This is a genomic window from Ralstonia sp. SA306 (assembly GCF_054792405.1).
Genome location: NZ_CP096452.1, coordinates 749,637 through 774,289, shown reverse-complemented (window position 1 = coordinate 774,289; position 24,653 = coordinate 749,637). Strand labels below are relative to the sequence as shown.

The following is a 24,653-nucleotide window of genomic DNA, read 5'->3' as shown; positions in this document are numbered from 1 at the left end:
TCCTCCAGGCACACAGCCCCCCTGCGTGCCTCTTCAAGTTCCAAGCGAACGTGCCGAAAAAGATTCCGATGTAGAGCGGCGAGCACATCCCCGGTTTGCCGACATTCAAACAAAAAGAATCAGCTATGCGAGTCGATCCCCCTCTCACGACCAACGCGCTGCCGCCTGCGGCGAGCCGTCCATCCCGCGTTTCAGTTGGAAATGAAGCGGCATCCCCATCCGCGTCGAAAGGCAACGACATCGGCTCGAACACCGACGAAACGCGATCATCGACTGGCCTGAATCCATCATCGGGCGACGCAGGGGCGTCAAGCGACAGCCCCGTGGTCAAGCAGTTGAAAGCGCAGATCAACGCGCTGCGGCAGCGGCTTTCAGCGTTGCAGCGGCAGATGGAAGCCGAATCGAAACAGGCCACCATCGACAAGGAGGCAGCTGCCAAACTTCAGGCGCTGTCGACGGAAGCAAGCTCGGTATCCGCGGCACTTGAAACTGCAATAGGCCAACTTGCCCAGGCGCAGCAAGCGGAAGGCAAGAGCTCGGGAGGCCTGTTCTCCACGACAGCCTGAGAAGACGGCAATACCGCAATTGCTCCAGTCGGCCCGCGCGTCATCCAACCAAGGCGATACCAGTGCCGCCCCGCCGGCAAACCAGCCCGCTACGACGCGCAGGTTCCGCCAACTATTCAGCAATAACAGCCTACCTGCCGTCAGCGCGCATGTTGCGGAGGATTCTGCGGATATGCCGCCCGGCAAAGCTCTAGCACTTCAGTGCGAAACCATTGATGCGCCGGATCGTGATCGAGGCGCGGATGCCAGATCTCTGAAACGGTGAAAGCCGGTACGGCCAGCGGCAGCTCGAAATACTGCAGCCCGTTGGTAGCCGCGTAATCCGTTACAAAGGCATTACCCAAGCAGGAATACGGAACGGCGGCCAGTAAGTCCGAATGGCGGGCCAGTTGCATAGCGCTCATATAGGACGGCACCACGATTGCCACCTTCCGCCGAAGGTTTGGCGGCTCCAGTGCCACGTCGATCGCATTTTCCGTTTGCCCTGTACGCGAAACCATGACGTGGCCACATGCGGCCCATTGCTTCAGGCGGATGCGAGCATCGCCCAGGAGAGGATGGCCCATGCGGCACACCCCGACATAGCGATCGCGGAAAAGCGGCCGTGTACGGACCTCAGGGGCAGCCGTGCGGACAATACCGATCTCCAGATCAATTGCGCCGTCCCGCAACGGCTGCGCGTTCCAGTCCGGCTTGGGCGTGAAGCGAACTTGCACGCCGGGCGCCGCGCGTTGGATGCGATCCATCAAGGCCGCGCCAAGCAGATCGACGAAGCCTTCACCCGCGCGCACGGTGAAGCATTGCTCAAGGGTGGCCACGTCGAACCGATGTTCAGCACGGCTGAGCGCCGCCTCCGCTTCACGGGCCAGTGCGGGAATACGCAGGCTCAGTTGCTCGGCGTAAGGCGTCAGCACCAGCGCGCGGCCAGCTTGCAACAGCAAGCGATCGCCCGTCGCGATGCGCAGGCGCGAAAGTGTGCGGCTCATAGCGGAGACGCTGAGATTCAGACGCCGGGCCGCACCGGTGACGCTACGTTCACTGAGCAATGCATCCAGCGCGGGCAGGAGGTTGAGATCGACGCGTGACATGCGGCCAGAATAATCGAAAACGCATCCAGCCATGGCGTCTGGTGCAATCGTGGATTGTCGGCCAGGCGTCTGGTGCAAAACGCGGGCTCTTCTGACAATACGCAGCATCCCCTGCGCACAACGGAGAATGCCTTGCCCAACGCTCCCATCCACACGCCCACCGTTTTGCTGATCGGCGCCTCACGGGGCCTTGGTTATGCCATGGCGGCCGAGTTTCTCAAGAAGGGATGGAATGTCGTGGGCACGGTCCGCGCCGGCAACGACCGGACGCTCTTGCACGATCTCGCCAATGCGCATCCGGACAGGGTCGCCATCGAAACGCTGGACATCACGCAGCCCGAGCAGATCCAGGCCCTGCGCGAACGACTGTCCGGCCGGACGTTCGATGTTCTGTTCGTCAATGCGGGGACCACCAATCCGGATCCAACGCAGACCATCGGCGAGGTCTGCCGCGTGGTGTTGTCTGGCCACGTGACGGTGGTCAGCATGCCGTTCGCGTTGTAGGCGTACTGGGTGATGGCGCCATCGGGCGCGGTAATGCTGGAGACGCGGCCTTGGGGGTCGTAGGCAAAGGTCAGGCTGCGGCCACTGGGGGCGGTGACTCGAGTCAACCGATTCTGTGAGTTGTACGTAAGCGTCGTAGCGCGGCCGTTTCGATCACGCACCGATTGCAGCTTGCCGCCTACGTCATAGGTCTCGACGGTGTTCGTGTCAAAAGCAATGTACTGCCAGCCACTAGGCTTACCGGTAGTGTCGGTGATCTGTTTAAGCGTGTCGCGCGTCCCGTCTGCCGACCACACCGTGCCATTATTCTTGAAGGCAAATCCGACTCCACTCTCTCGCTGCGACGTGACTTGTAGCGGTAGGTACGTCGGAAAGTTGGTATCCAAGCTGCGTTGCCAATTCAAAATCCATTGCCCCGCCCCCCCTGCCGATCCGTACACGCCTTGTGAGCGGTAGGCGTACGTGATAGGAAGCTCGGCGCTGCTAATTCCGGCCAGCTCGCTCAGAATCTTCGCGCCTGTACCAGGTATAACGGGATGGCTTACGGCACACGCTTGAACAAGCGTGGGAAGGGGTGAAAGCTGGCACGAACCGTCATCCTGAGCGCGATATCCCGGAATACAAAATGCTGGTTGTCCAACCGTCGCTCCCGTAGTGCCGACCCCATTTCTCAGTGCCGGGCAAAAGTACGTTAGGGGCGAAGTCCCGGTCTGATAAACAGCCCCAGGAGCAAGAGAATTGACGCCCCAATACGCGTTGCTGGCGGCGACAGCAGCATTACACGCCGCTTGCGGACTGTCTCCGGACCCACGATATCCTGCCGGCAGGCCTGGCAAGGTAGCCGCCCAAAGGCGACCACTAATACCTACATCGGAACTGTTCGCCCAAGCTTGCGAACCCAACGTAAGCGCTGCAGCAATCAGCAAAAACAGCGTGGTAGGTACTCTTTCCGTAAGCGCGCTTGCGACGTGTACAACCTTCTGCCCCGAGGACCGCAACCGCCCCTCCCCCATCCACTTCATTCCGCATCCCCAGCATTGTTATTTTTGGAGACATGACTCTCAGCACTCTTCCGGCGACGCGCAAGTTAGAACATTTTCAATGTGAATTGAGCCAAACTTTTATCAGTCTGATTGGCAAGACCTGTCGCGTAACAACCTAGGAAGAAAGGCCATGCAATTCCCCATCGCGATTCACAAGGACGAGGGGAGCGTCTATGGCGTCACGGTGCCGGATATTCCCGGCGTGCACTCGTGGGGCGATACCGTCGATGAAGCCATCCGCAACACGCGGGAGGCCATCGCGGGTCATCTGCAGACACTGGCAGAGCTCGGCGAAGACGTAGACGTAACCTGCTCGATAATTGAAGACCTGACCAAGCAAGACGAGTACGCCGGTGCCATCTGGGCGATCGTTGAAATCGACGACGAGGAGCTTGACCGCACCCCCGAGCGCATCAACGTGTCACTCCCCCGCTTCGTGCTCAGAAAGCTGGATCGGTTTGCCGAGAAACGGCATGAAACACGCAGCGGGCTTCTGGCTCGCGCGGCCATGGAACTCATGGCGCATGGATAGGACGGGCGGCCGGTTGGTCGCCCCCTTTTTTTGCCCTCACGCGATGGAGCGGACGCGCTCTTAAGCGCTACCGTAGGAGTCAGGTCTAAATTGCCACCGGTCGGGAATCAAAACAACCCCACCGGCTCCGCCGCCCGATCCCAGCTGTAAATAATCACCTCCCGCCGCGCCACTCCCTGCCCTCCGCCCACGGTGTAATTAATCTCCACCGCCTCCATCTCGAACCCCGCAAAACACCTGCGGATATCCGGATGGTCGTTCAGGCTCACGATGGCCTTGCCCTTCAAGCCGCGCATGAGCGCCGCCATCCGTTCGTACTCGCTGAACGGAAAATCGACGCCATACCCTTCAGTCTCCCAATACGGCGGGTCGAGATAGAACAGCGTGTGCGGCCGGTCGTAGCGCTCAATGCAGTCGGCCCAGTTCAGGTTCTCGATGTACGTGCCGGCCAGGCGCAGGTGTGCGGCGCTCAATGACTCCTCGATGCGCAGCAGGTTTGGCGCCGGCGCCGTCGTGGCGGTGCCGAACGTCTGCCCTTCCAGCTTGGCGCCGAAGCACGTGTGCTGCAGGTAGTAGAAGCGCGCGGCGCGTTGGATGTCTGTGAGCGTGTGCGGCGGCGTGTCTTGCAGGATTCGGAACATGTCGCGGCTGGTCAACAGCCACTTGAAGTGCCGCACGAATTCTTCAAGGTGAGGCTGCACAACGCGGTACAGGTTCACCAGATCGCCATTGATGTCGTTGATGACCTCGACATTGGCAGCGGGCCGCAGGAAGTACAGCTCCGCGCCGCCGGCAAAAACTTCGACGTAGCACTTGTGAGCGGGAAAGCGGGAATACTGTCACTTTGTAGAAAGCCTCGATCCCGATGAGACGTCTTCCGATTGGCGCACGCTAAGTGCCAGCGCCTGCGAAGAACGTCTCGCAAGGGAGAGAAACAAGGAACTCAAGATTCTGCTCGACGCAGACTACTGACATTCCACTAGCTCAGCTTCACATCGACCGGTTGAATCCGCAACCGCAAGGGGCCGTTGACCTGCGGTACGCTTGACGACCGTTTCCACTTAAAGCGGGATAAACCGGCCCTGTGACCGCTCATGCTCGAGACGACGCGCTGCTGCTGAAATCGGAACTTGCAGAATCACCTGTTGCGCATCCATCAGCCGGAATCCAGCGCTGTGGCATGAGCTGGCATCGACGTGCGCGTTTGCCCTGGTGTCATGCCGTACATCGCTTTGAAATCGCGAATGAAATGGGCGGCATCGGAAAAGCCGCACTCGTAGGCGATGACGGTCACGCGGCGATCGCTATTCAACAAGAGCCATCGTGCGTAGCGCAACCGCATCAGCCGGTAGAACTCCTTGGGCGACAGGCCTGTCTCGGCCAAGAAGCTGCGTTGCAACTGACGCACGCCCGTGCCTGTCATGCGCGCGACCACAGTGATGCTGAGCGGGGCTTCGATGTTTTCTTCCATCAGCACAATGGCGTGCCGTACGGAACGATCATCGACGGTCAAATAGCCCAGCGCCTTGCGCCGCTCGACAAATGAGCGGCCGCCCCGCCTGCTGACCGTCATCTGGTGGATCACTTTGGAGGCACGGTCCGCTCCGCAGTGCCGGCCAATCAGGTGCGCTGCCAATTCGAGCACCGATACGCCACCCGCACACGTGATGCGGTCGCCATCAACCTCGTAGTCGCGATGGGTGACGGCCCGCAGGCCGGGGAACATCGTCTTGTAGTCTTCATGGTGGAAGGCATGCACGCAGGCCACGCGATCTTGCATCAAGCCCGCACGCGCCAGCACAAAGCTGCCCGTGCATAAACCGATCAGCGGCACCTTAGCCGCGCTCGCGCTGCGCAGATAGGTCCAGTAGCGTCGATCCACACTATCCAACTCAGGCAGCAGGCCACCGATCACCACCAGATAGTCGAATTGTTCTGGTGAACCATGCAGCCCCTGCACCGGCACAGCGATGCCGCAACTCGCCTCAACCGCTTCACCGGCACCAAGCAAGGTCCAGGTGCACCGGAGCGGGCGACTTTGGTCGCCAATGTCCGCGGCATGACGCAACGCGTCGCAAAAGCCTGCCAGCGATAGAAGAGGAAAGGTCGGCCATAGAAGAAAGCCGACACGCAACTCAATACCGGCGGACACATCTGCACTGCGGTGGGCATCCAGTTGCGCAACCAATTCACGGCCAAGCCGTGCATTTTCCAGCTTGCTGGCCTTGTCTGCATTTGCCATGGCAGCCCCGGAGTCGTCGAGCTGGCGTCAAGTATAAGGCGGTGGAACGCCAGTTTGGCGATGTCGTATTTGTTCTATTTTTTTTCGGTTCGGTGCAATGCCATCGTATCGCATGTCACTAAATTTAAGCCTGTCGAACACGTGCAGCCGGAGCCAAGGCTGCGCGCCGCAGACGTAGACAACGACGGCAATCACGGAAGAGGATACGCTCATGACAACAACGATTTCCCGAGCGCTGGGCATCAGCGTCGGAAGCAGTCTGATGATGCTGGGTGCGTCCGGCGCCCTGGCGGACGACGTAGTGAAAATCGGCCATGCCGCGCCGCTGACAGGCGTGAATGCACACTTGGGCAAGGACACTGAAAACGGCGCAAGGCTGGCCGTCGAGGAGATCAATGCCAAAGGACTCATCATCAAGGGGCGCAAGGTTCGGCTCGAGCTGGATGGCCAGGATGACGCCTCCGATCCGCGTCAAGGCACGCAGGTTGCGCAAAAGCTGGTGGACGATCAGGTGGCCGCTGTCGTGGGCCATATGAACTCGGGCACCAGCATTCCTGCAGCCAAGATCTACAGCGATGCTGGCATCGCGCAAATCTCGCCCTCGGCCACGAATCCGGCCTATACCCAGCAGGGCTTCAAGACAACCTATCGTGTCGTGGCGACCGACGCCCAGCAAGGCCCTGCGCTCGCCCGCTATGCAAAAACCACACTGAATGCCAAGACGGTCGCCATCGTCGACGATGCAACAGCCTACGGCCAAGGCCTAGCCAACGAATTTGAAAAATACGCCAAAGCCAATGGCTTGACGGTCCTGTCGCATGACGCAACCAGTGACAAGGCCGTGGACTTTCGCGCCATCCTCACCAAGATCAAAGGAAGGCATCCAGACATCATCATGTACGGCGGCATGGACGCCACGGGTGGCCCATTTGCCAAGCAGGCGCGAGAGCTCGCCATTAGTGCACGCGTCTTGGGCGGAGACGGGCTTTGCGCAGATTCGCTCGCGCAACTGGCCGGCACAGCGGCGGACAACGTGGTCTGCTCCATCGCCGGTATGCCACTTGAACGGATGCCCGACGGCCCGGCTTTCGCGAAGCGCTACGAGGCGCGTTTCGGCCAGCGCGTGCAGCTCAACGCGCCGTTCGCCTACGACGCGGTCTACATCATTGTGGAAGCGATGAAGCGTGCCCAATCGGCTAAGCCTGCCGACGTTCTGGGAGCGTTGCCTGCAACGAACTACACCGGTGTGCTGGGCCAGATCCAGTTTGACGACAAGGGCGATGTGAAGCAGCGCGCGATCTCGCTCTACAACTACAAGAACGGCAAGCAGACGCTGCTTGACGTCGTGAAGATGTAAGCGTGGATCCGCTGGTCGCCACAAGCTGCAGCGGAGCCAGTCATGTCCGGGGCGACCCCTCCGGAGCAAGGGTTGCGTGTGGCTTGCTACCACACGCTTTTTTAATCTTTCAGGCTCGCGTCTTGCCGGCACGGTCTCATTTAGGAGTCGTTTCATGACCGCATCCACGGCACGCTTGCACGAGGCAGGGCGTGCATTGCCTCGCCTCGTGCTGATCGGCACCGGGGGCACGATCGCCGGGAAAGGCGAATCGGCCGTCAACACATCCACCTATGACTGCTCGGTCCTGCGCGTCGACGATATCCTGGCCAACTTGCCAAGTGCAGCTTGTGTTGCGGACATCCGCGCAGAGCAACTGTTCCAGATCGGGTCGGAGAACTTTGCCAACGAGCACCTGATCACGCTGGGTCGGCGTGTGGCGGCGCTGCTTTCACATGACAACGTGGATGGGGTCGTGATCACACATGGCACCGACACGATCGACGAGACGGCCTACTTCCTGCACCTGACAGTCAAAAGCACCAAACCGGTGGTGCTGGTGGGAGCGATGCGGCCGCCTTCAGCGCTGAGCGCCGACGGGCCGCTCAACCTGTACAACGCGATCGTTGTGGCTGCGAGCCCCGATGCTCACGGTAAGGGCACGTTGGTCGTGACCAATGACGAAATCCACACCGCACGAGACGTCGTTAAGTCCAACACCTTCAAGCAGGAGGCGTTTCGTTCGCCTTATGGTCCGCTTGGCTACATCGTGGAGGGGGTGCCGCGCTTCTATCGGCTCACCGCACGCAGCCACACGGTCAATTCCGAATGGTCCATCGATCGCATCCACAACCTTCCCGATGTGGGAATCGTATACGCGCACAGCGGCATGACGGACACCACCGTGCACGCGCTGCTTGACTCGGGGGTGAGCGCGATCATCTACGCGGCAACGGGCAACGGCAACGTAGCAGATCAGGTGGTAGGCGCTCTGGTGGAAGCCCGTCGACGGGGGGTGCACATCATCCGGGCCTCGCGCACAGGTGGAGGCGTCGTCCTGCGCAACGGCTCGCAGCCCGACGACCGCTATGACTGGGTGGTGGCAGATGACCAAGTACCGCACAAGGCACGCATCCTCGCGATGCTGGCACTGACGTGCTCAGATGACTCGGCCAGGTTGCAGCGCGCTTTCATGTCGTACTAGTACGATGTTCCAAGTAGATCTGTCCGGATGCAAGTCCCTGGTGAGGAGGGAGGTGCGGACAAAAACTTGGACTACCAGGAGGTAGTTCATGTATTCGCACGAGGACAGGATTCGAGCGGTCGAGCTCTACATCAAGCTCGGCAAGCGCGTCAGGGCAACCATTCCTCAGTTGGGATGAGTCACATTCCAGCCAGGGGTAGATTCCAGGAGCGGGGGCCGGGCATTGTCAACGACCGCCCTGACGATATCGACCGGCCGCTCTTGGCCGGTAGGGGACGACCATTGCCTATCACGCTTCATTGGCAGATGACCGCTGGGAGGGCTGCAGTTGATGGAAGTCTCAATAAATGAAGCTGCTCTTGTAGCGTCCGTCGCTTTGCAGTTCGAAGCGGCAACTAGTGAAAAGCCCCTTTTCGTCGGTGCTAACAAGCCGAGCTAGTTCAGAGAAGTAAAGCGCTAGTCGAGGCACACCGGTCAAAAAACCCACCTTGCCGTCGTCCGTACGAACATAGGAAACGACAGCGTCGACCCGCACGCCATCCAGCTCAACCTCGGCCGAAATTGACGCCCACGGCTCGCGGCAAGCCGACGCAAGAGCTTGCCCAATTGCCTTCTCGCATTCAACTGCATCCTTAAACATCTTTCGTAGCCCTAGATACAAGCCCACTGCACTCATTCCCGCAAGGCTTTCTCCCACGCAGGGGCATCCTCGGCGAGATCGTGATAGCAATCAAGATTCGCCAATTGCCGGCCACTTGCGATGTCCACTAGCCTGCAGGCCATGTTGAAGTGTATCGATCCAGTCTCATAGGCGAGCTGTTTTCCGTCTTCCCAAAACATCCATCTCCACACAATTGGATCTCCTTGGATTCGACGAATAACATGTCCTCGCTGGGCGATAACCAAGGTGGCGGGGTAGCTTGGGCCGTGCGCCGCCGGATAGCTCTCTGTCCAACCTTCAAGGCCCTGTGGCCCCGCCCGATGCGCTGATTCGATGGGCTCGTCTGCCCGCGATGCCTGAGCCAATGCTGCGCCTCCCAACAAGAGCATGCCGATCATGACCAGCCTTCTGCCTGTGCTTTGCATGCTTGAAGAGAGCGGTTTGGTGTGGTTCAGTCTAGCTGATGTTCAGTCGCTGGATGCGTCGACAGGGAGACCGGAACGGCCGCTCCTGGCCGGAAGCGGACAGTATGTAACTAGCCGCTGCAGTCAATTTCGACTCTGGGCGGGCGCACGATGGCCCGATTGCAGGCCTATACACCCTTTACAACGAGTGGGATGCGTCGCGCCCCCTATAGTGCGGCACGTACGTGAATGGTTGAAGTCCGTAAATGGCCGCATCGGCTCGCACCCCAGACTCAAGCTCCTTTAGGTAGCGTCGAACCTTGCTCAATGGATGGTCGGGAAACTGCGCATCGAATTTCTGATCGTCGGCCTGGTTGCGCATAAATTCAGCATGGTAGTTCGGGTCATAGGGGTCCTGATTCCACCCAAGTAACTCCCCTGTTGCTGTGTCGAACTTCGGCGGACCCATCAAAACCATGACGGCTGCTTCGCGCATGCCCGTTACGCCTCGCTCCATACTTTCCACCTTGATCACGTAAGAGCGGTCAGCAAAGGGCAGCGTGTAGGCGCCGACAAAGGCGAAGCCACGTGTCTGGTGCATCCGTACCTTGAGCAGGGTGCGCACCGCGTTCAATGCTGTCAGCTGTGCCAGCTCTGTCTCGATCAGGGCGAGACCGTTTGCTTCGGCCGTGCCGCGGTAAAACACTCGCAGCGCGTCAACGTCATCGATGGGCGCTTCAATGTCCGGCACCGCCGCGAAGTAGTTGACCGTGAGTACATCACCTACCTCGTTGCGAAAGATTGCAATGCGCTCGTCTTCCTGCTGCAACGCCCATTGCGCCGAAAGCTCAAACTGCTGGCTCAGTTTGGGAGCGACAGCGACTTGCTGAACCGGAGCTTCCGACGGTTCTTGTTGTTTGCGTCCCAGCAGCGCGTCAATCAGTGATCGGATCTTCATACCGTTGCCATCAATCAGTCTGCAATTTCAAGGCTTGACCATATTTGGATAAGAGGTTTCTGGCCCGCATTTACCCGCCTTGCTCTGGCATAAAAAAGCGGACCTCGAACAGGTCCTTGGTTTCCTTCACCAAGATTTTCCGTCCGCAGTTTCCGCATGTAAGGAGGAGGTCAGACCGGCGAATAAGGTCTGAGATAAAGTCATCGGCGCTTTGGCCGTCATGACGCTCATCGAGAAACTCTTCTGTTGCTAGCAGGGATATGCCTGTTCCGCAGAATAGGTTTTTGTGAACGAGCTGGTCGCATTTGCACCGAATCCATGATCCCATCCTCTTACTTCTCCTCGCGTGTAGTCCAATGGCCGCTCTTGGCCGATTGCCGCCCGACGACAAGAGCGCCTGTCGACCCTAAACAGTCCTTCAGATTGACCAAGAACGGCCGCTCAGACATCCCCAAATGCAGTGAAGGTTCCGCGCGAACACTGGAGCGTGGATCAATATGCGCGGCGATAGACCTCCACTTCACATCCATAGTGACAAGCCAGACCCTCGCGGCGGAATTGCAGTTTGCCTAAAACACGAATAGAAGCATTGTTGCCCGGCCAGACCACGGCAACACATTCCGGCAGTTCAAGTACAGACTGTGAGTATTTGACCATCGCTAGCCCGGCTTCAGTGGCATAGCCCTTCCCCCAAGCCGTGCGAACGAAGCGGTAGGCAAGCTGAATTCGCCCAGTGTCTTCGAGCGGTGTCAGACTGGTCCACCCAATCGCAACCCCGTCTCGCTCCACGCACCAGTGCCCCAAACCATCGGCGTTGGTGGCGCAAACTGCCGTCAAAAGCTCATCGCGGCGCCTCGGGGTCGGCTCTATAAGACCGGTTGTGTAACGCATCACCTCCGGATCTGACTCCATGGTCAGGAACACGTCGATGTCTTGGATCGCAAGCCTACGAAGTGTCAGCCGATCGGTAGCCAGAGTCGTCATATTTGCCGGGTGCGTGGATGGCGAAGGAAAATTCGATTCCGGATTGTCGCCAATTCATTCGCGACTGTCGAAGGCCTACTTCTGGAAGCGGTCAGCACTGAATTCAGCGACAGCATCCCCGTTGCGGAATTTCGGCGATGCACGGGCGTCATGAGCGCGCACAGCCGCATTTGCGAACCACTGTCACGGAGCATGCACCCTCCCCACACCGGCCGTTTACTCGGCCGGTTGCCGGAAACACCGGCACACGGGCTTGGCGGCCCGGGATACAAAGGCGCAAGCAAGCCGCGCTGTCGTTTTACACGCGGCTTTGTTGTTTGCGTGTGTCTCGTAGTTGCTCCTATGGCGGCTCCGGGCGGGGCCAGCTTCGGCTGGGCCGGTTTCCTTTGTTTCCGGTACGCCAACTCCGTTCGGTAGCCGCCCCCTGATTGGCGTCGGGGGACGGCCTCAAAGCAAAAAACAGAGGATCCAACTATGACTGACACATCGGTTGGCGCGTCCGCGCTCGCTCCTACCCCCAACACCTTCAATTTCGAATCGCACGCTGTCCGCGTGGTCTTGCGCGACGGCGAGCCGTGGTTTGTTGCCGCCGACCTTTGCGCGGCGCTGCACTTGGACGCAACGGCAATTCGGAAATTGGATGAGGACGAAAAGGGTCTGCATTCAATGCAGACCCTTGGCGGGACGCAATCCATGGCGGTCATCAGCGAATCCGGCATGTACACCCTAGTCCTGCGCTGCCGCGACGCCGTCAACCCCGGCACTGTGCCGTACCGCTTCCGCAAGTGGGTCACGTCCATCGTCCTGCCGGCCATCCGAAAGACCGGCCAGTTCACCGCACAACCGCGCATCGACGCCGCGCCCCGCGCAGCCCTCACACCGGAAGAGCTCGCCAGCCTCTACCCCGCCGACGTCGAGCGCGCGCTGCAACTGCTCAACAAACACATCTACCAGGCAGACCGCTACACCGGCATGCTCATCGTCCTGCAGCACGACGACGCCAAAGAGCCCGTCGTCATCTCCGCCGGCAGCTACCGGCACAAGCGCGCCCGCGCACTGACTGACTTTGCGCGGGCGTCGGTGCAGATTTCGGATTTGATTGAGGCGGGGGTGTAGGGGTGGGATGGGGCTCGCATCGCTGGGCGGGTTGGCGGCGGTGCGGGCAGGCGTGACTGGTTGCTTCTGGCCGACAATGGCGATGATGGCACTGCTTGCAACTGTCCAATTGCGACCCGTTGCAGACAGTCACAGCAGGATCTACTGCACTAGAACGTGATCTGAGAACCTGATTACTTCCCTGTAAATTTCCTGCCAGTACGGCATAAGGGAGGCCCGAAAAACATATACCACACTTAACCCATTTTTATAGAAAAATTGACTAGCGCATACCGCTGGACTTTGATTTCCCGAGATCTTCGCGCCACCAACATCGCACTGAATCCACATCCTCATCCCGTCAATCGATTTAAAATCATCATTTAGCGGTATGTAGTCGAAACTGTGCAGCGCCCCACCAACCATCGGCATATACTCTTTCAGTCCCCACTCCGTCTTTTCAACGACTCTTGGAGATTGGCGCAGGAGGTTCGATAGCGTAGCTTCGGCCCACCCGAGATTCGGCTTACCGGAGCGGAAGCGAATCTCTACCATGTCATAGATTAAGTGGTCGGGCGTGGGTACGATCGGAATCAACTTCCTCTGAGGGTCTAGCTCAAGGGCTACGCTAGCCTGATAGGCGAGACCCTTTCTGATTTTTCTGGGATTCGGATTGTGTGTGTCTGGCGTATAGACTGAAACCGGTATTTCTGGAGAAAATCGCAATTTTGGGCGACTCTCATCCCTATCGTTAATCAGCGTGATCTCGTTGGTTCTCTTTCCATCATTAACGACTCCGTGCAACTCGTAGAAAGCCGGGGTGTTCTCCGCGGGAACCCGCTCTTCGCAGCCAAGCACACATAACGCGAGTCCAATTGCCAAGACAAGCTTAAAGCTTTTCATGCACAACTCCATTCAGAATCCATTCTCGACACGGTGCCGTGGAATGAAGAGGATGCGACGCTCTTAGCAAGTCTATATTTGCGCGCAAAAACCGCTCAACTTACGTGGATCATCGATGGTTGATAAGCCGCCTTTGACTGCCCGCTCTTGGCCGGAAGCGGCCGGCGGCTAGACGAAGGCTTGTGGCAGTGGCAAAGCTGTCAGCAGAGTGCGGGCGTGTCGCACCATTCGGACACGTCTGATTGCCCAAATAAGGTAGGCCGCCAAGACAACGACTGCCAACAGGTTAGCCGGCTGCCTCCAAGCAATGCTCGCGAGGAACAGGAGTATTGGGGGCAAGGCGAAACATAGGAATGTCTCCTCCGCTGCGCTATCACACACAATCGCTCCATTCGCATGGTCACGCCAGCCGACGAGCGTCTGCCAGTTGCCCTCCTCCTCAAGGAAAGCCGTGATTGTCATGCCCGCCAACAATTGCGGTGTGCCAGGCGCGGGCACGGAATACTCGATGCGCTCGCCGGCAGTGAAGTTGAAGAGGGTGACCCGACGACGGTTCTTCGATGATTGAGTTACGCCGGAGACGCTATCGAAGCGAACTGTTTCGAGCGGCATTTTTAGTAAAGGGAAGCGAGGGAAGCAATGAGCGGCTGCATTTGGCCGAAAGCGGACGACCAGCGCCCGTCGGCCAATGGCAGCCCTCTTCATTGGTTCTTTTCCAAAAGTCGGTCTGGATTCCGTCCGCAATTCTGAATTCCGAAAGTCTGTTCTTTCATCAATGAAAAGTTGATGATGAAAGGAACATCTTGAAACGTCGTATTGCTGGTCTGTTCGGCAGTGATGTGAAAATTTGATGACTCGATGATTTTTCTTTCACCACTGATCCCAAACGTCAAATTAGCTCGCAAGCGTTTAACGGGGATTTTCTCCAATGGGACCTGTTCCCAGCTCCCAACGAAACGAAACAATAGATAGGGAGGATTAGGGCAATTTCGGCGCTCGACACCGCCAAAATTTGGCCTGACCAAAAGCATGGGTACCTTTCCATCCATGAACATAGCCAGCGCATCCAAATCCCGGTCGCTTTGCCAGCGGACAACCTGCCCCGTGTCTGGATGCTTGAACTCGAACCAGTAGTCGCTCACCGTTGGGGTACCGCCCCACTCGTGCGGCCCCTTGAATTCCTGATAGCGAGTCAAGGTAACAATTCGACCATCGGGCAGGCGTACATCTTCTATCCATCTCAATGGAGAGTTTGCGTTATCGCATGCCGACAACACGAGGACTAGCACTAACGTGCTTGCGATGCCGAGAATTCTGTTCAACGTATCTCCCTGCCATGTGGAATTCCGGGACGTCCGCTTCTGGCCGATAGCGATCGATGATGGCACTGCTTGCGACTGTCCACTTGCGACCCTTTACAGACATACCGCACTAGCGGTGCGGAGACATTCCCCATGCCGGGTGGGTAATGCGCGAAGGCGTGACCATTTCGCAACTTCGAACGGGGAGCAGCTACACCAGCCTCTCCAAGAACGATACCGCCAATTGCCGTTCGAGAACGGCTTTTGCCGCTCCGTCATACCCTGGAAACACCGTCGCCGCCGAGAAGCCGAACTTGTGGCATCTCATTAGCAGTTCGCCCGCCAATTCAATTGGGAGCGTGAGCTTTATCAAGCGATCGGTCGAGTTCAGCGTTGATTCAAGGTCTGCATCAATCGCAAATTCTTCGCCGCGATACCCGTTATTGTTTACAAGAATAAATGAACCGCCTTGAGCCGAGAGATTCGCGGAGGTGCTTCCGGGGACGCGAACGTGACGGAAGCCGACTTCCCTTCGATAGGAGTTGAACGTAAATCCGAACACGGCAAGTGTCTGCCCTGTTTGGGGAGTCGGTTTGTTCACTGCTCCCGCTGCCGCGAAGTAGCACGCAACCATCGCATTACTGGACCAATCAAGCAAACGCGTAGGAATCCCATGATGTTGCGCCATTGCCATCATGGGCAATACTTGCATCTGCGGCCAGCCATGATTAGCTATCCCATTCACGGTCATGATGTTCTGAATTTCAAAGAACTTTCGGAATTCCATTGAATCGCCAGGTATTGCTAGCCCCCGCTGGTCACTGTGATACAGAAATGATTCTAACAACCACCATTCGAAATGGGTCTGACCTATGTGGTCCTTGCCTAAAGCCGCATGCATGCCAGTTCGGTATCGATCAATGATCGCCTGCCGATACACCTGCGGCACCAACTTCCAATCTCCATCGCTTTGCCCGCGATAGATAAATTTAGTTAAAGGATTACCGAAGATCTTTCCGATGGGAGACAGCGCATCCCAGAATTCATCGAGCGACGCAAATTTCTGCTCAGTTATGAGTTCTTCCACCGCCGCCCCTTTTCTTTTGTCGCCTATGGCTTGGTTAGAGTTTCCGGCTTCCGTCCACACCAGATACGCAGATTTCAAGCGTCGCTTGTCAATGATTCAGGCAGCGATGTCGAATGACGGAAGTTAACAGAAAGCGGACGGCGACTACCGCATATTCAGTGCAACACCGGCAGCCAGAAAGACCCCTCCATGACGGCGACACATTTTCCGCCGACTCGCACTGTCGATGTGCCCCCTCTTATTTCGCAAGAAGCGAGGAGCGTGCTCGGGCGCCCCATGTCGACGCCTTGTCGCACGAGTAACGTCAACTCCGACACCGAGCGAGCTGCTGCCAGAAGCGCCACGGTTGCCCCTGTTGCACTACCGGTAGCGGGGTCTTCTGTCATGCGCGGGGTAAACATGCGCGACTGTAAATCACAGCCTGCCTGGATGCCGTCGTCTCCAACATCTTGCGTGTACGCATAGACAGACACGGCGCCATCAAGCGGCAAGGTTGCCTTGTACGCTACCGGGTTCGGCACGCAGCTGCGCAAGGCGTCTCTCGACCGAACCTCAACAATGACGAAGGGCAGCCCCACCGACGCGACTATCGGCGGGTGGACGTCAACTCGAATGTCGTCGGCATCAAGCGAAAGGCACGCAGCAACACTCTCGACAGGAACCTTGGAACGCAAAGACAACTGCTCTGGCGCAACAAGTTCGCCGCCGACAACAGCAGCGCCTTCCATGAGCTGTCGGACAGGAACAACTCCGCCCGCCTCATCAAAGACCAGAGTGTTCGGCAACGCCTTGCCGGCTTCTGCGGCTTTCGTGGCAAGCACAAAGGCAGTCCCAATATTCGGGTGGCCCGCAAACGGAATTTCCCGCAACGGCGTGAATATCCGTACCCAGGCAGTGTGTGACGGGTCTCGGGGCGGGAAGACGAAGGTAGTCTCGCTGTAACCGAATTCAGCGGCGACGGACTGCATTTGCTCCGTCGACAAGCCCTCGCAATCCAGCACTACCGCGACGGGATTGCCTTGGAGAGGGACATCGGTGAACACATCGGCTGTCACGTAGCGGCGCTTCATGGTTGCTCTTCTAAGTGGGATTATTGGCCAGCGCGCGTTCGCGCCCTTGCAAGTATCTCAATTTCTCCGCATCCCGCTCAGCCCCGGCGAAGAGATCGACAAGATCCGCCGCATCCTCTCCAGATAGCTCACATCGGCCGGCGGCTCCATCGCCCAGGCCGGTGCCGGGCTGATCTTCACTTGCGCCGGCACTGGCGCCGGGCTGGCAACGGGCGCGCACTGACATCCGTACATCACCAGCAGCAAGAGCGCGCTGCAGGCGCGTGTTTTCAGCGGTGGCACGTTGCATCTCCGAGAAATGGGTACGGTCGAGCGCGTCGAGCTGGTCGGTAAGCTGCCGGTGTTTGTCGATTGCAGCCTGCAGCGCGGTCACGACGGTATCGACGGCGGCCTGGCGCTCGATGGCGTGGTCGCGCTGGATCTGCGCGATGGTCTTGTCGTAGCGGTTGGCTTGCCAGCCCCACGCGGCTGCTGCAGCTACCGCCGCCACTGCCACCAGGCGGATCATTGCGAAGTTCATTGGCTTTGCCTTGTCGGATGATGTGAGTGACCCACAGCCCCGCCACCGCCAGCGCGCAATGCAGTTGGACGGTGGCGATGTCGTGATTGGCGCCGAGCGCGGTGGAGGCGCTGCCCAGCGCGCACAGGGCGACTGCGCACAGCAGCAGCGCACCGCGCAGCCCGTGCGGAATAGCCTGCGTGAGGGCAGCCCACGCCGCGCCCGCGCAGATGCCCACGAGCGCCACGATGTCGATGGCGGTGAGCACGTCGTTTTGGCTGATCGTCATTCTTTGCGGCCTCCCATCCAGCGTTGCGCTGCCTGCTGCAGCCAGTCATGAACCAGGCGCCGCAGCGCCGGGAGCTCGCCGTATGCGTAGCCGACGATGGTCAGCCCGAACACGCCGGCGATGAACTTGATGGCGTCAGACTCAAGCCCTGCGGGCACGTGCCACAAGGCAATCACGCCGTTGCCGAGGTAATGCGCGCAGGCAATGCCCAGCAGTAGCGCCGCCACGCGCTGCACGGGCGTGCCCGGAATGAACCGCAAAGACACCAGCGCACCAGCCGGGGCGTAGTTGAAGGATTCCGTTACGCGCGCAAAGCCGCCGGACTCATGCCCGATCTGCGCGATAAAGGCGGCTTGCTGCGCGGGCGTGAAGATGCCGAAGCGCTTGCACGTGGCCTCGATGTGCGGCCACCAGCGATCCGCAAGCGCGGGCGGCAAGGCGGCGGCCTTGCTGAAGGTATCTTTGTTCATGGCTTGGAAATGAAAAAGCCCGCCGGGTGGCGGGCTGTTTGGGATGCGGCCGCAGTTGCGAGCGTGTGGGTCTTGTTACTTGGGCGGTGCGGGAATAGCCAGGTTGGTGACCTCGGCCGCCTTCTTCGGCTTGCCCTGCCCCGCCTTGGCCTTGCCGGTGTTGCCACCGTTCAGGCTCACGTTCACGAGCCAGCTTTTGTTGGCGTAGATGTGCGTGACCGTCTCGGCCAGGTAGTCGTCGTCGGCTTGGGCTTTGAAGCCTTGCAGGCGCAGCGTTTTCTCGGCGACGATGCACCCTCATTTCACGAAATCCAATCACTGTGAAAGCGGACGTATCTCGAGCAAGGGCTCGTCGGCACAAAAACTCCGACGAAATGGCAGTCCCCCCGTGCAACCTCCAGAGGTGTGCCCCTGTCGGGGTTCAGCTTGATGCAGCATAATTTCAAACGTTTTTCAGTTGGGCTCCAAACCCTCGCACCACAATGCCTTACGTCGTTACCGAATCCTGCATCCAGTGCAAATACACAGACTGCGTCGCCGTCTGCCCTATGGACTGCTTCCACGCCGGCCCGAATTTCCTGGTGATCGATCCGGATGAATGCATCGATTGCTCGATCTGCGTGCCGGAGTGCCCGGTGGGCGCGATCTATCCGGCGGCTGAAGTCCCAGCGGATCAGCAGGACTTCATCGCCTTGAACGCAAAACTCTCGCGCCGCGCCGACTGGCCCCGCCTGACCAAAGTGCAGCCGCCGCTGCCCGATCATGCGCACTGGGCGCAGGTGAAGGACAAGCGCGATGTTTTGGTCATCGCTCCCGACTGATTCGACGCTTACCTCGCACAGGACATCTCCATGACTGAACGCATCCTGCTCACCATTGACGCCGGCGTGGCCGAAGTCCGGCTCAACCGCCCCGAGAAGATGAACGCCATCGACCCGGCCATGTTCGAAGCGCTCGTCACCGTTGGTGAACGCCTGATGAACGAGGCGGATCTACGCGCCGTGGTGCTGTCCGGAGAGGGGCGCGCCTTCTGCGCGGGGCTGGACATGGGCAGCATGGCGAGCCTCGGCAGCAACGATGCGGATTCGGATGTCAGCGCTGGCCGTCTTGCCAAGCGCACGCATGGGGCGGCCAATCTGCCGCAGTACGCCTGCACGGTATGGCGCGATCTGCCGGTGCCGGTGCTGGCTGCGGTGCATGGTGTCGCTTACGGCGGCGGCCTGCAGATCGCGCTGGGCGCAGACGTGCGCTACGTAGCCGCCGACACGCGCCTATCGGTCATGGAAATCAAATGGGGCTTGGTGCCCGACATGGGCGGCATGGCGCTCACGCGCGGTCTGGTTCGCCCGGATCGACTGCGCGAACTGATCTACAGCGGCCGCGTCGTCAATGGCGAAGAAGCCTGCGCCCTGGGGCTGGCGACGCACGTCGTGGACGATCCGCGCGCTGCGGCGCTGGCGGCAGCGCACGACATTGCGCAGAAGAGCCCCGACGCCATCCGCGCCGGCAAGCGCTTGATGGGTGTTGTGGAAGACGGCGACACAGCCGCCATTCTGCTGGCCGAGTCGATCGAGCAAGATCGGCTGATCGGCGCGGCCAATCAGCGCGAGGCGGTGCTGGCCGGTATGCAAAATCGCGCGCCGGTCTTTCAGCCGGCCGCGAAATATGAAGGGAAATAGCCCGACGCGAGCAACTCAGGCGGCGGCGTGCTTGCCGCCCATCGAGGCGCGCATGGCGTGCGAACGGCTGACCACCTCATCGCGCAACTTCGCGCGCAAACCCAGGGCAAATGCCGTCTCGGCCACGAGGAACAGCGGGCCGATCACCAGGCCCGCCAGGTCGTCAACAAACGCCGGCTTGCGTCCTTCGTAGTAGTGACCGACAAACTGGATGATCCAGCCGATCACGAACAGGCCGATGCCCACTGACAACCAAGCCGCCGTCGAATGCGCGGCCACATGGTTGCCCGCCCACACGCACGCAGCGATCAACGCGAACATCACCACGCCGAAGATCGCGTCCAAGCGCAGGTAGAACAACGTCGTGAGGGCCAGCAAGACCAGCGCGGGTGTCACGGGCACGCCTGACAGGTCAGCCAGCACGGGCCGCGACAGCAACACCGCTACGGCCAGCACAATCGCCGGGATGCCGACAAAGTGCGTGGCGATATTGCGACCGTCCAGGTGATAGGCGGCGTAGTTGGAAAGGTGGTCAGACAGGGTCCGCATGAGGGCCTCCGAATTTTTGTGCGTTTGCAGCATGGACGCTCCAGCCGCACGCTCGTTATGATCGTTTCATCCTAGTCAGTGGATAGCACGCCGCTCTGTCGCGTAGCCGACAAATTCCACGTTTCCGAAGCGTTCCTCAGTCGCCCCTCATGGACCACCCCGTCGCCACATCCGGCGCGCTGGATGCCCCCTCGTACCGCGAACGCCTGCACGCCAGCAGTTGGTTCGGCACGCTGGACACGGCCTTGCAGGACGCATTGATCGACATTGCGGCGGTGCGTCGCCTGGGCGCCGGCGAGATCCTCTTTCAGCGTGGCGACGCGCCCGACGGCCTGTACTGCGTGGTGGAAGGCACCATCCGCATCGGCGCGACGAGTGCGGACGGTCGCGAAGCCCTGCTGGCCGTGCTGGAACCCGTCAACTGGTTTGGCGAGATCGGAGTGTTCGACCGCCAGCCCCGCACGCATGACGCCCGCGCCGACGGCAATACGGCGTTGCTCCACATGCCACAAGCGGCGCTGATTGCGTTGCTGGATAGCTCACCCGCGCTGCTGCATGCGTTTGCCTTGCTACTGACCCACAAGCTGCGCCTGACCTTCATCGTGCTCGAAGAGACCGCCCTGCTGCCGGCCCCCGTGCGTGTGGCGCGGCGCCTGCTACTGATGGCCGACGGCTACGGCGACCTGCGCCTGGGCACGCGGCGTGTGCTGCACGTGCCACAAGAGCAGCTTGCGCAATTGTTGGCACTGTCCCGCCAGACCGTGAACCAGGTTTTGAAGGATTTCCAGGCGCGCGGCATCCTCAGGCTGGCTTACGGAGAAATCGAACTGCTGGACTTTGCGGGCCTGCACCAACTCGCATATGAGGTGGCAAGGGGATGAAATTTCATCCAATACCCCTACATGCGATGGGATAGGACCGATCCTATAATGTGTTCCCACTCGCACATTCGCCCTTCGCATGGTGCGGAGTCGGCGATGCGAGTGTCCTTCAACGGAAGAGAAACATCATGCCCCGCCAGACCCCCATCGAGCGCTATCGCAACATCGGCATCTCGGCGCACATCGACGCCGGTAAAACCACCACGACCGAGCGCATCCTGTTCTACACAGGGGTCAATCACAAGATAGGCGAGGTGCATGACGGCGCGGCCACGATGGACTGGATGGAGCAGGAGCAGGAGCGCGGCATCACCATCACGTCGGCGGCGACGCACTGCATGTGGCGCGGCATGGCGGGGGACCGCCAGGAATATCGCATCAACATCATCGACACCCCGGGCCACGTCGATTTCACCATCGAGGTGGAGCGCTCCATGCGCGTGCTCGACGGCGCGTGCATGGTCTACGACTCCGTGGGCGGCGTGCAGCCGCAGTCCGAAACCGTCTGGCGCCAGGCCAACAAGTACAAGGTGCCGCGCATTGCGTTCGTCAACAAGATGGACCGCATCGGTGCGGATTTCTTCCGCGTCGAGCGCCAGATGCGCGACCGCCTGAAAGGCAATCCGGTGCCGATCCAGATTCCCGTTGGCGCGGAAGATCATTTCCGCGGCGTGGTCGACCTCGTCAAGATGAAGGCCATCGTCTGGGATGACGCGAGTCAGGGGGTCAAGTTCGAGTACGTCGACATTCCCGAAGAGCTGAAGGCTACCGCGCAGGAGTGGCACGACAAGATGGTCGAAGCCGCAGCCGAGGCCGATGAAGCCCTGCTGGACAAATACCTTGGCGGCGAAACGTTGTCCGAGGAAGAGATCAAGCGCGCCCTGCGCCAGCGCACCATCGCCGGCGAGATCGTACCGATGCTGTGTGGCTCTGCGTTCAAGAACAAGGGCGTGCAGGCGATGCTCGATGCGGTGGTCGACTACCTGCCCTCGCCGGTGGACATTCCGTCCATCCAGGGCCACGGCGAGAAGGACGAACCGCTTGAGCGCCATGCCAGCGACAGCGAGCCCTTCGCCGCCCTCGCCTTCAAGATCATGACCGACCCGTTCGTCGGCCAGCTCGCGTTCTTCCGCGTGTATTCGGGCAAGATCAATTCGGGCGACACGGTCTACAACTCGGTCAAGGGCAAGCGCGAGCGCCTGGGGCGGATCCTGCAGATGCATGCCAACCAGCGCGAAGAGATCAAGGAAGTGCTAGCCGGTGACATCGCCGCCGCGGTGGGCCTGAAAGATGTGACGACGGGCGAAACGCTGTGCGATCCGGAGCACGTCATTGTGCTGGAGCGCATGGAATTTCCTGAGCCCGTGATCAGCCAGGCTGTCGAGCCCAAGACCAAGGCCGACCAGGAAAAGATGGGTATCGCCCTGAACCGCCTGGCACAGGAAGACCCGTCGTTCCGTGTGAAGACGGATGAGGAATCCGGCCAGACCATCATTTCGGGCATGGGCGAATTGCACCTGGAAATTCTGGTTGATCGCATGAAGCGCGAGTTTGGCGTGGAAGCAACGGTCGGCAAGCCGCAGGTGGCTTACCGCGAAACCATCAAGAAGGCCGCTGAAGACGTCGAAGGCAAGTTCGTCAAGCAATCTGGCGGACGGGGCCAATACGGCCATGCGGTCATCACGCTGGAGCCGAACGACGGCAAGGGCTACGAGTTCGTCGACGAGATCAAGGGCGGCGTGATTCCGCGTGAATTCATCCCGGCGGTGGACAAGGGCATCCGGGACACGCTCAACACGGGCGTGCTGGCGGGCTACCCGGTGGTCGACGTCAAGGTACGCCTGACCTTCGGCTCATACCACGACGTGGACTCGAACGAAAATGCGTTCCGCATGGCCGGCTCGATGGCCTTCAAGGACGCCATGCGCAAAGCCGGCCCCATCCTGCTTGAACCGATGATGGCCGTGGAAGTGGAAACGCCGGAAGACTACATGGGCAACGTGATCGGCGATCTGTCGTCGCGGCGCGGCATGGTGCAAGGCACGGAAGACATTCCGGGTGGCGGCGGCAAGGTCGTGCATGCCGAGGTGCCGCTGGCTGAAATGTTCGGCTACTCCACCAACCTGCGTTCGCTCAGCCAGGGCCGTGCAACGTACACGATGGAGTTCAAGCACTACGCTGAAGCACCGCGCAACGTGTCGGAAGCCGTAATGTCGGCCAAGAAAGTCTGACTTTTTGCTTCATCCGCTTGCGGCCGCCCAGTGCGGCCGCAGTGCTTTACGGCCTAGCCTGCCGGCAGGTTCTCGACGCAGAAATCGATGAATGCATGCACCTTGGCCGGCAGGTAGCGACGCGATGGATACAACGCGTACAGCGCAAAGCGCTCATCCGGCCAATCCGGGAACAGGTCGACCAGTTGACCGCTACGCCGCAGCTCTTCTGTACCGAGCGCCATCACCTGGGCAATGCCCGCGCCCGCCACGCATGCCGCGTGCATCGTGCGCACGTCCGACACCGTCAGCCGCCCGGCGGGCCGGATCTCGATGCGCTCGGTCTGGCGCCAGAACTCCCACTCGTACGGGCGCCCCGTCACCGGGTTGTAGAACAGGATGCGTTCGTGTGAGGGCACATCACGAGGATGCGCCGGCTTCCCGCGGCGCGCGATGTAATCCGGCGATGCCACGGTCACGATGCGCGTCTCGACCAGCTTGCGCGCCACGAACGAGCCCACGGGCGGCGGCCCAAAGCGGATGGCCAAATCAAAGCCATCGGCCACCAGATCACCCACGTCGTCCCGCATGATCAGTTCGAGCGATAAGTCCGGATGGCGTTCGAGAAAACCCGCCACCGGTGTCGCCAGTGCCATCCGCGAAAAAAACGGATCGACATTCACCCGCAAACGCCCCTGCACCGCGCCAACTGCACCCGAGGCCATCGCTGCGGCATCGGCGATGCCCGTCAGATGCGGGCTGACCTGTTCGTAGAGACGGCGGCCTTCATCAGTCAGCGTGAGTGAACGCGTGGTCCGCTCAATCAGCCGCACACCGATGCGCGCTTCCAACCGGCTGACCGCGCGGCTGACTCCGGACGGCGACAACCCGAGCGCATCGGCCGCGCGCACGAAGCTGCCGCTTTCCGCCACCGCCGCCAGCAGCGTGATGCCGGAGAACAATTGCCCATCGAACGTCATGCAATCCTTTCCATCCCGCAGCCATTTCGGGAGTTTTTTCACGAATGATTTGTATGGTACGCACTTTATTCAAAGATCGGCAATCGGCACCATGCCGTCCATCGTTCATGGCAACCGA

General features: G+C 59.9%; 24 protein-coding genes and 2 pseudogenes. 10 read left to right on the top strand and 16 right to left on the bottom strand.

All coding sequences use genetic code 11. From position 1 onward, the window contains the following. The first annotated feature begins 95 nt into the window (after positions 1 to 95). Positions 96 to 566 carry a hypothetical protein gene (locus tag M1D44_RS20125; protein ID WP_152543749.1) on the top strand — a complete coding sequence of 157 codons (471 nt, stop codon included), beginning with the start codon at positions 96 to 98 and terminating at the stop codon, positions 564 to 566. A 140-nt stretch (positions 567 to 706) separates the two neighbouring features. Here the strand turns inward: M1D44_RS20125 and M1D44_RS20120 are convergent, their stop codons facing one another. Then, positions 707 to 1,654: a LysR family transcriptional regulator gene (locus tag M1D44_RS20120; protein WP_316852687.1), complete on the bottom strand. Its 948-nt coding sequence runs from the start codon at positions 1,652 to 1,654 to the stop codon at positions 707 to 709. A 201-nt stretch (positions 1,655 to 1,855) separates the two neighbouring features. Between M1D44_RS20120 and M1D44_RS20115 the strand changes: the two are divergent. Continuing rightward, positions 1,856 to 2,101 (top strand): annotated as a pseudogene (locus M1D44_RS20115) (SDR family oxidoreductase); the annotation flags it as partial. 1,230 nt (positions 2,102 to 3,331) lie between these two features. Continuing rightward, a complete protein-coding gene (locus M1D44_RS20110) occupies positions 3,332 to 3,733 on the top strand; it encodes a type II toxin-antitoxin system HicB family antitoxin (RefSeq protein ID WP_316852257.1) in 402 nt (133 codons plus the stop codon). 107 nt (positions 3,734 to 3,840) lie between these two features. Here M1D44_RS20110 and M1D44_RS20105 read toward each other — a convergent pair. Together M1D44_RS20105 and M1D44_RS20100 are read right to left on the bottom strand one after the other, a co-directional pair. Then, a pseudogene (locus M1D44_RS20105) lies at positions 3,841 to 4,563 on the bottom strand (DNA adenine methylase); the annotation flags it as partial. A 326-nt stretch (positions 4,564 to 4,889) separates the two neighbouring features. Next, positions 4,890 to 5,921 carry a GlxA family transcriptional regulator gene (locus tag M1D44_RS20100; RefSeq protein ID WP_439004460.1) on the bottom strand — a complete coding sequence of 344 codons (1,032 nt, stop codon included), beginning with the start codon at positions 5,919 to 5,921 and terminating at the stop codon, positions 4,890 to 4,892. A 265-nt stretch (positions 5,922 to 6,186) separates the two neighbouring features. Between M1D44_RS20100 and M1D44_RS20095 the strand changes: the two genes are divergently transcribed. Both M1D44_RS20095 and M1D44_RS20090 read left to right on the top strand, forming a co-directional pair. Beyond that, entirely contained in the window at positions 6,187 to 7,332 is a 1,146-nt protein-coding gene (locus tag M1D44_RS20095) for a branched-chain amino acid ABC transporter substrate-binding protein (protein ID WP_428984628.1), read from the top strand. A gap of 154 nt (positions 7,333 to 7,486) precedes the next feature. Further along, entirely contained in the window at positions 7,487 to 8,515 is a 1,029-nt protein-coding gene (locus tag M1D44_RS20090) for an asparaginase (RefSeq protein ID WP_316852255.1), read from the top strand. 340 nt (positions 8,516 to 8,855) lie between these two features. Here the strand turns inward: M1D44_RS20090 and M1D44_RS20085 are convergent, their stop codons facing one another. From M1D44_RS20085 to M1D44_RS20070, 4 genes are all read right to left on the bottom strand, one after another. Beyond that, positions 8,856 to 9,155 (bottom strand): hypothetical protein, encoded by a 300-nt coding sequence (locus M1D44_RS20085; RefSeq protein WP_316852254.1) that lies wholly within the window; start codon positions 9,153 to 9,155, stop codon positions 8,856 to 8,858. A gap of 32 nt (positions 9,156 to 9,187) precedes the next feature. Beyond that, entirely contained in the window at positions 9,188 to 9,574 is a 387-nt protein-coding gene (locus M1D44_RS20080) for a hypothetical protein (protein WP_316852253.1), read from the bottom strand. Between the two features lie 205 nt (positions 9,575 to 9,779). Beyond that, the gene (locus M1D44_RS20075) at positions 9,780 to 10,538 is read right to left on the bottom strand and encodes a hypothetical protein (RefSeq protein ID WP_316852252.1); all 759 of its coding nucleotides are present in this window, start codon (positions 10,536 to 10,538) and stop codon (positions 9,780 to 9,782) included. 492 nt (positions 10,539 to 11,030) lie between these two features. After that, positions 11,031 to 11,522: a GNAT family N-acetyltransferase gene (locus tag M1D44_RS20070; RefSeq protein WP_316852251.1), complete on the bottom strand. Its 492-nt coding sequence runs from the start codon at positions 11,520 to 11,522 to the stop codon at positions 11,031 to 11,033. Between the two features lie 474 nt (positions 11,523 to 11,996). Between M1D44_RS20070 and M1D44_RS20065 the strand changes: the two genes are divergently transcribed. After that, positions 11,997 to 12,638, top strand: a complete 642-nt coding sequence (locus tag M1D44_RS20065; RefSeq protein WP_316852250.1) for a BRO-N domain-containing protein — start codon at positions 11,997 to 11,999, stop codon at positions 12,636 to 12,638. A gap of 141 nt (positions 12,639 to 12,779) precedes the next feature. Here the strand turns inward: M1D44_RS20065 and M1D44_RS20060 are convergent, their stop codons facing one another. From M1D44_RS20060 to M1D44_RS20030, 7 genes are all read right to left on the bottom strand, one after another. Then, complete coding sequence (locus M1D44_RS20060) at positions 12,780 to 13,520, bottom strand: hypothetical protein (protein WP_316852249.1); 741 nt, start codon at positions 13,518 to 13,520, stop codon at positions 12,780 to 12,782. Positions 13,521 to 13,688: 168 nt separating this feature from the next. Further along, positions 13,689 to 14,225: a hypothetical protein gene (locus M1D44_RS20055; RefSeq protein ID WP_316852248.1), complete on the bottom strand. Its 537-nt coding sequence runs from the start codon at positions 14,223 to 14,225 to the stop codon at positions 13,689 to 13,691. Continuing rightward, complete coding sequence (locus M1D44_RS20050; RefSeq protein ID WP_439004461.1) at positions 14,222 to 14,842, bottom strand: hypothetical protein; 621 nt, start codon at positions 14,840 to 14,842, stop codon at positions 14,222 to 14,224. The genes M1D44_RS20055 and M1D44_RS20050 overlap by 4 nt, the downstream gene beginning before the upstream one ends. A gap of 190 nt (positions 14,843 to 15,032) precedes the next feature. Then, positions 15,033 to 15,986 (bottom strand): FRG domain-containing protein, encoded by a 954-nt coding sequence (locus M1D44_RS20045; RefSeq protein ID WP_439004462.1) that lies wholly within the window; start codon positions 15,984 to 15,986, stop codon positions 15,033 to 15,035. Positions 15,987 to 16,063: 77 nt separating this feature from the next. Beyond that, on the bottom strand, positions 16,064 to 16,978 hold the full coding sequence (locus M1D44_RS20040) for a PhzF family phenazine biosynthesis protein (RefSeq protein WP_316852245.1): 915 nt from the start codon (positions 16,976 to 16,978) through the stop codon (positions 16,064 to 16,066). A 10-nt stretch (positions 16,979 to 16,988) separates the two neighbouring features. Next, positions 16,989 to 17,486 (bottom strand): lysis system i-spanin subunit Rz, encoded by a 498-nt coding sequence (locus tag M1D44_RS20035; protein ID WP_316852244.1) that lies wholly within the window; start codon positions 17,484 to 17,486, stop codon positions 16,989 to 16,991. 276 nt (positions 17,487 to 17,762) lie between these two features. Further along, entirely contained in the window at positions 17,763 to 18,236 is a 474-nt protein-coding gene (locus M1D44_RS20030) for a hypothetical protein (RefSeq protein WP_024979043.1), read from the bottom strand. Between the two features lie 482 nt (positions 18,237 to 18,718). On the opposite strand from M1D44_RS20030, the gene fdxA reads away from it, so the two are divergent. After that, positions 18,719 to 19,057: a ferredoxin FdxA gene (gene fdxA, locus M1D44_RS20025; protein WP_024979044.1), complete on the top strand. Its 339-nt coding sequence runs from the start codon at positions 18,719 to 18,721 to the stop codon at positions 19,055 to 19,057. Between the two features lie 30 nt (positions 19,058 to 19,087). Next, on the top strand, positions 19,088 to 19,915 hold the full coding sequence (locus M1D44_RS20020) for a crotonase/enoyl-CoA hydratase family protein (RefSeq protein ID WP_316852243.1): 828 nt from the start codon (positions 19,088 to 19,090) through the stop codon (positions 19,913 to 19,915). A gap of 15 nt (positions 19,916 to 19,930) precedes the next feature. On the opposite strand, the gene M1D44_RS20015 is transcribed toward M1D44_RS20020, so the two are convergent. Beyond that, positions 19,931 to 20,464: an Mpo1 family 2-hydroxy fatty acid dioxygenase gene (locus M1D44_RS20015; protein ID WP_112187949.1), complete on the bottom strand. Its 534-nt coding sequence runs from the start codon at positions 20,462 to 20,464 to the stop codon at positions 19,931 to 19,933. A 149-nt stretch (positions 20,465 to 20,613) separates the two neighbouring features. Here M1D44_RS20015 and M1D44_RS20010 point away from each other — a divergent pair, with 149 nt between their 5' ends. Both M1D44_RS20010 and fusA read left to right on the top strand, forming a co-directional pair. Next, positions 20,614 to 21,345 carry a Crp/Fnr family transcriptional regulator gene (locus M1D44_RS20010; protein WP_316852242.1) on the top strand — a complete coding sequence of 244 codons (732 nt, stop codon included), beginning with the start codon at positions 20,614 to 20,616 and terminating at the stop codon, positions 21,343 to 21,345. 128 nt (positions 21,346 to 21,473) lie between these two features. Continuing rightward, a complete protein-coding gene (fusA, locus tag M1D44_RS20005; RefSeq protein ID WP_024979048.1) occupies positions 21,474 to 23,576 on the top strand; it encodes an elongation factor G in 2,103 nt (700 codons plus the stop codon). Positions 23,577 to 23,629: 53 nt separating this feature from the next. Here the strand turns inward: fusA and M1D44_RS20000 are convergent, their stop codons facing one another. Beyond that, positions 23,630 to 24,535: a LysR family transcriptional regulator gene (locus M1D44_RS20000; protein ID WP_112187711.1), complete on the bottom strand. Its 906-nt coding sequence runs from the start codon at positions 24,533 to 24,535 to the stop codon at positions 23,630 to 23,632. Positions 24,536 to 24,653 lie beyond the last annotated feature (118 nt).